The organism is Rhodococcus sp. NPDC127593 (genome assembly GCF_042671975.1).
Lineage (GTDB): Bacteria > Actinomycetota > Actinomycetes > Mycobacteriales > Mycobacteriaceae > Rhodococcus_F.
The window spans coordinates 1-10245 of record NZ_JBHXWI010000128.1; the positions used below are offsets into that span (position 1 = coordinate 1).

Consider the following 10245-nt stretch of genomic DNA (forward strand, 5'->3'; position numbering starts at 1 on the left):
ACTACGACCGACCAGACGGACAGGAGACAGATATCATCGAACCCGAGCTCACCGGAGCCAGATAGAAAAGTCTCCGGAGAAGCGGGGGAATCTCACCCCGGTGGGTGGTATGCGGGTGTTTGTGTTGGGTGCGGGGTTGCTGCCGGTTCCGGTGGGTGTGGTGGGGGAGTTGTATATCGCGGGGGTGCAGGTGGCTCGGGGGTATGTGGGTCGGTCGGGGTTGACGGCGGAGCGGTTTGTGGCGTGTCCGTTCGGGGTGTCGGGTGCGCGGATGTATCGGTCGGGGGATTTGGTGCGGTGGACGGCTGGTGGGGTGCTCGAATTCGTCGGGCGGGCTGATGAGCAGGTGAAGGTGCGGGGGTTCCGGGTCGAGCCCGCGGAGATCGAGGCGGTTCTCCTGAAGCATCCGGCGGTGACTCAGGCGGTGGTGATTGTCCGGGCCGCCGCCGCTGACATCGGGTTGGTGGGTTATGTAGTCGTTGACGGTGGCGAACAGGTATGGGGGGCGAGGTCCGTCGTTTCGTGGCCGGGTTGTTGCCGGACTTCATGGTTCCGGCGGTGGTCGTGGTGGTGGATCGCTTGCCGTTGACGGTGAACGGGAAGCTGGATCGGCGGGCGTTGCCGGCACCGGAGTTCATCGGTGGGGTGTTCCGGGCTCCGCGGTCGCCGGTGGAGGAGACGCTGGCGTCGTTGTTCGTGGACGTGCTCGACGTCCCGCGGGTGGGGATCGATGACGGTTTCTTCGATTTGGGTGGGCATTCGCTGTCGGCGACGCGGTTGGTGAGCCGGATTCGGTCGGAGTTGGGGGTGGAGGTCCCGATCCGGGTGGTCTTCGAGTCCCCGACGATCGCCGAACTCGCACCCCGACTAGGTGAGGCCACTGAACCCGATTTGCTCGATCCGTTCGCGGTGATCTTGCCGATCCGAAGCGAAGGGTCCGGACCGCCGCTGTGGTGTATCCACCCGGGCGGCGGTCTGAGCTGGTGCTACCTGGGCCTTCGTGCCCACCTTCCCGATCAGCCCATATATGGTCTGCAAGCAAGGGGTTTCGATGGAGTGATGCCGCTACCGACGTCGATCGAGAGGATGGCCGCCGACTATCTCGAGCAGATCCTCACCGTTCAGGAAGACGGCCCGTTCCTTCTGCTGGGTTGGTCGTTCGGTGGCCTTGTCGCCCATGCGATCGCCACCGCGTTGGAACGCCGAGGACTCGAGGTTGCACTGCTCGTTTTGATGGACAGCGCGGCCGGACTTACGGATCTTCACACCGTTGAGAAACCCTCGGATGAGGAACTGCAGCAATCGATACGGGCATGGGCACACACCCGATACGGAGAGATGGTCGACGCACCCGAGTATGCGCCCATCGAGGATGCGGCGTTTACGCTCTATCGGAATCATCTGCAGCTGTCGAAGACCCATGTCCCGCCGCTCTACCGCGGGGATATGGTGTTTCTCCGCCCAACGTTGACGGAAGACGGCTTGACTTCACGCGACTCATCTGCCGAAAGCTGGGAGCCATACGTCACTGGCAACATTGAGTCACATGACATCCACAGCACACACTCTGATATGGACCAGCCCGAAGCTCTCGCCGAGATCGCTCAGATCATCCACGACGAGCTTTCGAAACCCGATCGGTACACGCGACTACGCGGCTACCGTAATCGGCGGTGATCAGGTCTGCTCAGAAGTTTCACTGGGAATTCGCCCCAGGCTAAAATCGCTCTTCGGCACGCCATCGCCCCAGGTGGACACATGACGTGGAATATGCACGATGGTCCCAGGCCCACCGTCGGCAGTGTGGCCCGCAACCACCTCGCGAACGAGCGAACCTACCCGGCGTGACTATGCATGAGATGCATGAGCATTAGCGTAGCGGCGCTCGGCGTGGCAATTGCGAAGTCCGCCCCCCAACCGAGGTCTCCATGCCGTGGCATCAGAACTCACCTACATCGCTGCCGGGCTTCTGGTCGCCGGCGACGGGACCTTCTGCTGCCGGGCGTTGGAGACAGCAGGATGCCCGGGTCTTCGCCCCGTAGCATTCGGCGGCATCGCCATCGCCAGCCTCGTGGCGTTGCTCGGCATGACAGCCATCATCGGCCTGCTCTGACCGATCTCATGGGGCAGTCCAACCGCTCGAGTCTGGCGTTAGCCAAGTCGACTTGACCGCAGGACCGTAACCGCCCGATTTCATGTCGGTGGCGAATCAAGGAGTGGGTGATGAGGAGCTCAGCTCAGTGGTGTTGTGGCAGAAAGGTGTCGAGGCCTTCAGTCGAACAGGCCATACTCGGGCCCCATGGTGGGCGCCTGCTTGAATCCGTACTGATCTCGGTATCGATACAGGCGAGAGGTGACGGGAAGACTCACAGCGCGGGGCCACCATGAACCACCGGGGAATCGGGACGCCAGAAATCTGCAGAGATCTGCAGAGAACGGCAGTGACCGTTGCGATCCGGCTAACCGGCGGGCCTCTGTGCATCTCCTGCTCGTTGTCGAGATTTTCCGCAGCGTCGCCGCCGACGCCTCAGCTCTGTTCATGGTAGTGGCGCTCTGCGCTCCTGCGAGGTGTGGGTGACTTCGTGGCGGGGTGGCGTAGGCATGTGTGCGCTGGAACAACGCCGCCGAATCGCTGAATAGGCATCACGATCATTCATTGATCATCCTGCTGCTCAGAAAAGGTCGGATTCTCGCGAGGGGCCGTAAACGAGATTGGGGCGGTTTGCCTGATGGACAAATCGTTCCGCGGAAGGGCGGCGGTAGGTTGCTGTTGCTCCAAGACCCGGCATTCGCGTCGAATGACAGATCTTGGAGCAGAATTTAGCGCAGGGACCCTCGCCGACACGCCACCTGCGAATGCCCGATCGCCACCCGGCTTCCCATTCAATCCACTCGACCGTGGAACTCAAGTGCAATGGCGCACGGGCGTCAGTGCGCAGCGTCGTAGGCCTCTGCGATCGCGGTAGGAATGCGCCCGCGAACACCGATGTCATAGCCCTGTTCCTGAGCCCATTCCCGTACTGCCCTCACATGGTCACGGTCCCGCCGCACAGGCTTCCGTTTGACCTCACCACTCGACGTGAGTGTGCCCGCGGATCGATTCTTGCGGCCACCCGTCTTCGTGGCGTAATCGATGTAGTGATCGAGTTTCTTGTGGAACTCCCTCGCGTTCCTCGCCGACAAGTCGATCTCGTAGTCGATTCCATTCACGGAGAAGGTGATCGTCTCGCCCTTTCCCTCCGCAATGGCAGTTCCGTCGATATCGTCGACGTGTTCGACAACTATTTGGCGCGCCATTCCAACTCCTTCGTCACTTTACGCACCTACTCTACGTCCATTACACAATGCTCGCCTCAGCCAAAATTCTGTACTCGACACTGCATGCATCGAAAATAGCAAATCGGAAAAGTATCTTGGCGGAAAGAGCCTCATCCACCAGACGGGTCCGCTCGAATCCAAGTCGGGGTGTTGGAAGTAGCCGCAGCCAAGAGGCGCGATACTCAATGCCCGCAGGTCAGCCGCGCGCGCCGACAGGGTCCCCCCAAATGGACACGGTGACTCGCGTTCGATTCCGCGCCGCCGCGCCCGGAACGATATGGGCTCGCGGCGACGCGATGACCTCACGATGAGGGCGGTGGACGGGGGACTCGGTGGAGGCATTCGCGGATCCGGCCTGTGCGGGCAGTCCGATGTTTCAGGACGGATGGCTGCGGGCACGCCGGGACTATGACGACCGAACACGGAACTACGCATGTCTCCGCATCCGGGTCGGCGGGGAACTGTCCGCTTCCGCCTCTGAGGCCCGGTGGCCGGTTGCACATCGTCGAAGGTCGACCCTGGCGTCGGGCGCTCGACTGCGTGGCGGTCGGCGGCAGGGAGGGTAGAAGGCCATGGCACGGTGTGACGAACCCGCAGGATCTGGATTTGCTGCTTGTTGTGCTTTCGACAGATCCCCGCATGGTGTTGTGTCTGGAGGTTGTCGACGGAGATGCGGCCGACCGCGGCGGCAACCTCATGGTGCGTCCTTCCGAAACGGTTCTGTTCCGTCACGGCATTCTGTTCGATGCAGTGAAAAAGCGTTCAGGGCTTCATGTTCGGATGTACGAGAGTTACTGCGGGGTGGATGCGCATGCGATCTTGGATGCCCTCGATAAGGAGTATCACCTCGATACAGCGTGGTTCACCCCTGCGCGGTGGCTCGAGGGCCACGGGGTCGACTTCTAACTGTGCACCAGTCGGGGGCAGGCGGCGGTACGAGCCGCCGATCCGCTGGACCAACCGGGCAGCGCCGGGCGGGTCCCCGCTGTCCTGCGCCCCTGAATGGCCACGCGGCATAGCCGAGCCACGACGCCGAGGGGTGTCGGCGGGTCGTTCGTGAGTCGAGGGCCGGGGACGATGATGCGCGGCGGCTGTGTCAGCCGTTGGCGTGGAAGGGGGCACCGTGGCCGCGGCGCCGCGGGGTGGGGCGGCGGAGGAGGACCTCGAGGGCGGCGGTGCCGCCGAGCAGCAGCATGAGCAGTGCCCTGTGCGTGTTCACGGGATTCCTTCCTACCGGGCGGACGCCGGTGCTGTGTCGGTGGCGCCGGTCGAGTGGCGATCGGCGAATAGGGCGGCAATCCGGGTCCTGATCTCCTCGGTACTGATCGAGGTCCTGTGGAGGCCGGGGCGTGGGGAGGTGGTCAAGGTGTTCGGTGTGCTCATCGGAGGGTGTTCTTCCTTCCTGTCCGGGGAAACTAATGTCGAGTAGAGGATTTCGATCATCACCGTCACCACGGCGCCGTCGGTCACGGCGGCCACGGGGTGGCTTACAGGCCGACTGCCTGTTCGAGGGCGTCGAGTTCGATGTCGAGGTGGTCGAGCATCGGGTACAGGTTCGGGACGGTGCGCCGGCAGCCGGTCAACCCGAATACGAGTTGGTCGTCGCTGCTGGTGCAGGTGATGTTCAGGGCTTGTCCGGTGACCGGGATCGACAGGGGGTAGAGGGAGTCGAGGCGGGCGCCGTTCCAGTACAGCGGGGTGTCGGGCCCGGCGATGTTGGAGATCACCAGGTTGAACGGCGGACGCTGCGGTCCCCGCCTGCCGAGGAGCATCTCGATACCGAGGGGGGCGGCGCCGAGGGCGCTCGTCGCCAGCACTTGTCCGGGGCTCATCGCGCGGAGGGCGTGTTTGCCTTCACGCATGCAGGTGCGCACTGTGTCGAGCCGGTGGGCGGGGTCGGGCAGGTGGGTGGCGAGGTTGCACATCAGGACCCCGATCCGGTTCCCGCTCGCGGATTCCGAATCGGTGCCGGAGGTGTTGGGGCGCAGGGAGACCGGAACCATCGCGATCAGTGGCTCGGCGGGCAGCGCACCGAGATCGTGCAGGTAGGTGCGCAGTGCTCCGGCGGACATCGCCAGGATGATGTCGTTGATGGTGGCGTCGGCGTGTTTGGCGAGCAGCCGTATCCGTTCGAGCGGAAAGGTGCGGGCGGCGAAGTGCCGGGCGCCCCCGATCGCGACGTTGAACATTGTGTGCGGTGCCCGCGTCGACAGCGGCCCGCCCTCGGCGCGTAGGGCGCGGTCGACGGTGCCGGCCAGCGCCGGTGCCAGACCTGCGACCTCGCCGGCCGCGTCGCGGGCGGCGCGCAGGACTTGGCTTGGTAGGCCGCGGAGATTTATCGGCATCGATGACGCTGGTGCCGGCCCGGCCATGCCAGTCGCAGTGGCGGGTGCGGCGGGTTGCCATGGGGCGGGCATACCCCTGCGGGTGGGGTCCTCGCTCATGCTGCGGCGCAACAGGTTCATCGCGGACGCGCCGTCGGCGAGGGCGTGATGGATCTTGGTGTATACCGCGTAGCGGCCCTCTGCGAGGCCCTCGATCAGGTGCATCTCCCATAGCGGGCGGCCGCGATCGAGTGGGGTGCCGTGCAGTCGGGACACCAACGTCATCAGTTCGCACATGCCGCCCGGCACGGGGACGGCGTTGCGGTGCACGTGATAATCGACGTCGACGTCGGTGGCGGTGTCCCAGCCCCACTGCCCCAGCGTGGTCACCGATCGGCGGGCCCGCTTGCGGAATATCGGGGCCACCTCGTCGGAGTCCACTGCTGTCGCGAACATCGCCCCCATCTCGGCCGCGTCGGCGCCCTCCGGCGGAGTAAAGATCGCAAGCCCACCGACGTGCATCGGATGCGCCCGGGAGTCGCCGAGGAGAAACAGCGAATCGGTCGGCGACATCGGCAGCAGCATGTGAGGCCTCCTTCCGTCTGTCCGTGTCGAGTATCCGCACTGCCACTGCGGGTACTTCAGGGGCTGAGGGTTCAGCTCCAGGTAATCGGGTCGTAAGATAACGGTTAGGTGTGGTTCATGTCACAAACCGGCATCCCTGTTTAGTTGTACAGGACGTGCGGACGACCGCGCGAGGCCGAAAGTCCCGGATAGGACAAGTCGGGCAATTCGCCAGTCGGCCGGACTGGGGATGGGGGCCCGGCCGGCGGACGAGTCAGCCGAGCCGATGGATGTCGACAGGGACCCGCTACCTGCGCAGCCCGTACCGACAACACCGTGCTCATACCCGGTTCGCTGCGCACCGGACAGCTTCGACCGTGACTCCACAAGGCCCTCGGCACCGGTTCCCCCGTCGGGGCGACCCATGGTGCTGACGAGCAGTGCACACTTACACCCGGCGTGTCGGCCGCTACCTTGTGTGCGGGTCAGCGCGTCGGAGGGGCCGACGGCCCGGGTGAGGTGAGGGGCTGAGTCATAGTGATCTCGACAGCTTCACCCGCTGCTCGGCAGCATTACCGTGCGTATCAGATCGGTCGTGGCACTGGCGAGCTGCGGGCGGGAGCTACCGGTTGCACGCCCCGGCGCAACCCTCGATCCACTGTGTCGTCGGGTTTGATCTTGTCGTTGGGATTGATCCACATAGACCGCTTGTCGTTGTCGGTATCCGTCTCGAATGACGGCCAACCGCTGCGGCGGCCGTCGAAACAGGCTGAGATTGTGCTTCTGGGCAGTTCGACATTCACGCCATCTCGGGGACGTGCAGGTGCGCGATGGCGAGCTCGAACTCGCATGTATCGAGCACCTCGGCGTTCGCCTCGCGAACTCCTTCGTCCCGAATCCGGTCAATGCGTTCCCTGTTGCGTTCCATCGCCTCGGCGCTGTCGAATGTCAGCGACGACACCCCGCGACCCGCGGCGTGGTCGAGCATCAGGCTGGCGCTGCAGAAGCCGTCGAGTTCCTCCATCTTGGGCAGTGCGGCCATCTTCCACACATCGACGCCGCGGTCCATGTGGGCCGGCTCGGTCTTGAACCACGTGACCCGGCAACAGGCCCCGCGCTCCGAATGGTGGTCGCGATGCATGACAGCGATGTCCCACCGCGACACCTCCGTGGTGCCGTGGAAGACCTCGGCTGCGTCGTCGCGCAGCTTCAGCACCGGTCCCTCGCTGGCGCGTAGCGATTCCTCGTCCCGCCACGAACTGGTCGCGATGCACCGGCCCGAGCCGCGATCGACCAGCAAGGACATTCCGAGGCAGCCCTCGACGTCCGCCAATGCCGGCATCACGGTGTCGCGGACGTGTTTGATCCCGGCGTCGATGTACGACGGATGCGCTTGAATTGTGGTTGAGCGTGCGAACACGATCGGCACCCTTCTCCTCAGGGCGGCGCCGACGCGGCGTCGCCGGTCATTTCCCCTTGTTTCACACTGCTCCCCCTATCCGTCGGAGGCAATGGGCGGTGGCCGGTGTACGTGGCGAGGTTCTGCCGCAGCTGCGAGCTCCGACGACCACGACGTGGAGCTGCCCGGATCGGCTTGTGAGGGTGATGCTCAACTGCCCGGCCCGATGGTGGGGCCCTCGCCGAGGTCGAGCGGGACCGCGAGCATCGCGGTCAACGGCGTCTCGGGGACACGACCACATCCGAAGGGGCACCGGTGCAGGCGGCGAGCCGGCGCAGTTGTTTCAGGGGCCAGGATCGGGCGGCGACCTTGCGGGCGCGGCCGGTCGGGGCGTTGAAGATCGTCGGCGGGGACTGCAGCGGCAACGTCAGGTGTTCTTCGGTCAGTCCGTGGTAGCCGGCGCGGACCAAGGTAGGGATGGTGGCCGCCATCTCCCGCGTGATGCCCAGGCCGGACCGCAGCAACCCGCGTGGGTCGAGGGAGGGATGTCGCGTTGGGGCCGCGACCGACGGGTTCGACGGCGCCGGGCAGTCCCGGAGGTCCGGGTCGACCGAGAGCGTGCGGTGCGGCAGCCTCATCCCGGAGGCGTCGTCGGTCAGCGACAGATGAAATCTTGTGTACACCGCGGTGTGTCCGTCGGTCAGGTCCTCGATGACGTGCATTTCCCCCATTGGGTGCTGCGGATCGAGGGGCATCGAGTCCTCGAGCCGACCACCACGGATACCCGTGCAGTGGGCGGAAACCGCGTTTTCGGAACAAGTCCGCGGCCTCGGCGTGGGCGCGCAGGCGCTCGACCATGTTGGCGGCGTGGGCGGCGGGTGCGGTGCCGTTCGGGGGGCGAACAGAGTCAGGGTGGCCACGTCCATCGGGTTCGACGGGACTCGAAGAGCACGAACATCGCCTCGGTCGGGCTCATCGGAATCAGTTCGAACCCAGCTCGCACACCGCACCTCCCGGCCGCTGTGTGGTTTCAGCAGAGCGCACAGCACCAGCGATGACCGTGCTTTCCGCCGACACGCCGGAACTGGGCCGCACTGATCCACACAAGCGAACAGGTCCGCGGGCCCTCAGGTGGTCGAGGGCCGGCCTAGTACCTGGTCCCACCAGTCGGCGAGCGGGCTGGGGTCGGGCCAGATGATCGGATCGTCGGGTATCGACGAGGATTCACGCTGGTCCTCGTCCTCGTCCTCGTCCTCGCCCTCGGACTTTCGCTCCGGGTCGGCGTCGACCAGGGCTTGCCGCGCAGCCCCGCATCGACCAGTGGCTACCATCGGTGCCCGGTCCGGGCGAGTCGTTCGCCGGAGCGGCGGCGGATCGGTGGGCGGCGACGGGTTGCGGACCACGGGGTGGAATTCGTTCTCGAGCACGAACGTTTGCTCCTTCGCTGAACGCATCGGCCACCGGACGCGTGGTGTCGTCCGGCCCCCATCGCGGGGGTGACCCTACGCGTCACTGTCGATGCCCTCTCAGTTGTAACCGACCCGCCCCGCCCTGTCAGCCAAACGTCCAACACCGCGGAGGCCTGGGGAAGTCCTCACCTCGGGCGAGCCGTGACCGTCGCACGTTGCTGATGTCGCCCACCCGAATGACACCGCCGATCGCTGTGCTTTTGCGACACTTACTACGGGGATCGTCCGCCTCTACCGTGGCGGGGTGACATGAAGGGGGCGACCATGGCCCAGGCAGTGCGTATATCTCGTGTCGTGCGCGGCATCGCCGCCGCTTTCAGCGCGGTCCTCGCGTCGTTCGGTATCGCGTTGTCCGTGACGTCAACTGCTGACGCTGCACCGGCGGACGTGCAGTTCTTTCTTCCGACGTTCGGTGTAACGGCTGCTCCGCCGTACATGTTGTCGTCGGCCGTCGGTGGATGGGTTATTGCGCAGACCGACCCTGAAAAACCGGGGATGACGCGATTTGTAGGCGACGATGCCAGCTATTGCTTCTGCAGTATCCAGTGGCGAAATCTATCGACGGGGGCGACCGGGACAACGCAGGTGGTACCGAGAAGCACGCTGAATCGTGGGTATGTACCAACGGGGCCGGGAGTGCTTGTCGCCGCCGTCGGGATTCCCGGGACTCCGAGCGTCACGTTGTTGCCGGGTGCCGGGGTGTGGACGGTTCCGTAGATCGCTGTCGCCGCGCTATGACGACATCTTCCGCGTGAGTCCGATCGTTGATCCGCAGGCTGAAATCTGCGGTCTACCTCGCTGCCTCACCGCGCAACCGTGAGCAGGTACTTGCCAGGCCGCGCCCCGTGCCAGCGACTGCTGGTGGTCGCGGATGAGGTCGGGAACGGGTTGTAGCGCCTTGTCGGTTCGGGTAAGCGGTATGCCTTCCACGTAGGGGAGACACTGCTGTTGAAGTGGAAGGTCGAGAACGCCCCCGTCTCGTGGATCGCGCATGAGGAGCCGTGGGAACTCGGGGATGAGTTGATCGCGAGCTTGGACGTTCCGCTCAACCAGGACGGCAACTCACGCAATTCCTTCTAGGGCATGTCTCCCAATAGTTTGAGCCATTCGACGATGCCGGCGAGGAGGAATCCGGCCCGGTAAGTCAGGGCAAGCTTGTCATACCGAGTTG

11 protein-coding genes and 1 pseudogene are annotated in these 10245 nt (G+C 64.8%); 5 read left to right on the forward strand and 7 right to left on the reverse strand.

The genetic code is table 11. The features are described from left to right. The first annotated feature begins 696 nt into the window (after positions 1 to 696). Together ACFVJ3_RS48510 and ACFVJ3_RS48515 are read left to right on the forward strand one after the other, a co-directional pair. Entirely contained in the window at positions 697 to 1677 is a 981-nt protein-coding gene (locus tag ACFVJ3_RS48510) for an alpha/beta fold hydrolase (protein ID WP_378458878.1), read from the forward strand. A 256-nt stretch (positions 1678 to 1933) separates the two neighbouring features. Continuing rightward, positions 1934 to 2113: a hypothetical protein gene (locus ACFVJ3_RS48515; RefSeq protein ID WP_378458879.1), complete on the forward strand. Its 180-nt coding sequence runs from the start codon at positions 1934 to 1936 to the stop codon at positions 2111 to 2113. An 815-nt stretch (positions 2114 to 2928) separates the two neighbouring features. On the opposite strand, the gene ACFVJ3_RS48520 is transcribed toward ACFVJ3_RS48515, so the two are convergent. Further along, positions 2929 to 3297, reverse strand: a complete 369-nt coding sequence (locus ACFVJ3_RS48520) for an Lsr2 family protein (protein ID WP_378458880.1) — start codon at positions 3295 to 3297, stop codon at positions 2929 to 2931. 603 nt (positions 3298 to 3900) lie between these two features. Here ACFVJ3_RS48520 and ACFVJ3_RS48525 point away from each other — a divergent pair. After that, positions 3901 to 4224, forward strand: a complete 324-nt coding sequence (locus tag ACFVJ3_RS48525; RefSeq protein WP_378458881.1) for a hypothetical protein — start codon at positions 3901 to 3903, stop codon at positions 4222 to 4224. Positions 4225 to 4414: 190 nt separating this feature from the next. Here ACFVJ3_RS48525 and ACFVJ3_RS48530 read toward each other — a convergent pair whose 3' ends face one another. From ACFVJ3_RS48530 to ACFVJ3_RS48555, 6 genes are all read right to left on the reverse strand, one after another. Next, the gene (locus ACFVJ3_RS48530) at positions 4415 to 4537 is read right to left on the reverse strand and encodes a hypothetical protein (RefSeq protein ID WP_378458882.1); all 123 of its coding nucleotides are present in this window, start codon (positions 4535 to 4537) and stop codon (positions 4415 to 4417) included. Between the two features lie 11 nt (positions 4538 to 4548). Then, positions 4549 to 4797 carry a hypothetical protein gene (locus tag ACFVJ3_RS48535; RefSeq protein WP_378458883.1) on the reverse strand — a complete coding sequence of 83 codons (249 nt, stop codon included), beginning with the start codon at positions 4795 to 4797 and terminating at the stop codon, positions 4549 to 4551. Positions 4798 to 4805: 8 nt separating this feature from the next. Then, entirely contained in the window at positions 4806 to 6227 is a 1422-nt protein-coding gene (locus tag ACFVJ3_RS48540; RefSeq protein ID WP_378458884.1) for a wax ester/triacylglycerol synthase family O-acyltransferase, read from the reverse strand. Between the two features lie 778 nt (positions 6228 to 7005). Then, positions 7006 to 7635: an antibiotic biosynthesis monooxygenase gene (locus ACFVJ3_RS48545; RefSeq protein ID WP_378458885.1), complete on the reverse strand. Its 630-nt coding sequence runs from the start codon at positions 7633 to 7635 to the stop codon at positions 7006 to 7008. Positions 7636 to 7877: 242 nt separating this feature from the next. Then, complete coding sequence (locus tag ACFVJ3_RS48550) at positions 7878 to 8360, reverse strand: wax ester/triacylglycerol synthase domain-containing protein (RefSeq protein WP_378458886.1); 483 nt, start codon at positions 8358 to 8360, stop codon at positions 7878 to 7880. 372 nt (positions 8361 to 8732) lie between these two features. After that, positions 8733 to 9032: a hypothetical protein gene (locus ACFVJ3_RS48555; protein WP_378458887.1), complete on the reverse strand. Its 300-nt coding sequence runs from the start codon at positions 9030 to 9032 to the stop codon at positions 8733 to 8735. Positions 9033 to 9338: 306 nt separating this feature from the next. On the opposite strand from ACFVJ3_RS48555, the gene ACFVJ3_RS48560 reads away from it, so the two are divergent. Then, on the forward strand, positions 9339 to 9791 hold the full coding sequence (locus ACFVJ3_RS48560) for a hypothetical protein (protein ID WP_378458888.1): 453 nt from the start codon (positions 9339 to 9341) through the stop codon (positions 9789 to 9791). A 198-nt stretch (positions 9792 to 9989) separates the two neighbouring features. Next, a pseudogene (locus tag ACFVJ3_RS48565) lies at positions 9990 to 10154 on the forward strand (GIY-YIG nuclease family protein); the annotation flags it as partial. Between the last annotated feature and the right edge of the window lie 91 nt (positions 10155 to 10245).

What these genes read in the sequence shown, in the direction of transcription:
- ACFVJ3_RS48540 (WP_378458884.1), bottom strand. Translation starts at nt 6,227, where the DNA reads ATGCTGCTGCCGATGTCGCCGACCGATTCGCTGTTTCTCCTCGGCGAC.
- ACFVJ3_RS48550 (WP_378458886.1), bottom strand. Translation starts at nt 8,360, where the DNA reads ATGCCCCTCGATCCGCAGCACCCAATGGGGGAAATGCACGTCATCGAG.
- ACFVJ3_RS48520 (WP_378458880.1), bottom strand. Translation starts at nt 3,297, where the DNA reads ATGGCGCGCCAAATAGTTGTCGAACACGTCGACGATATCGACGGAACT.
- ACFVJ3_RS48560 (WP_378458888.1), top strand. Translation starts at nt 9,339, where the DNA reads ATGGCCCAGGCAGTGCGTATATCTCGTGTCGTGCGCGGCATCGCCGCC.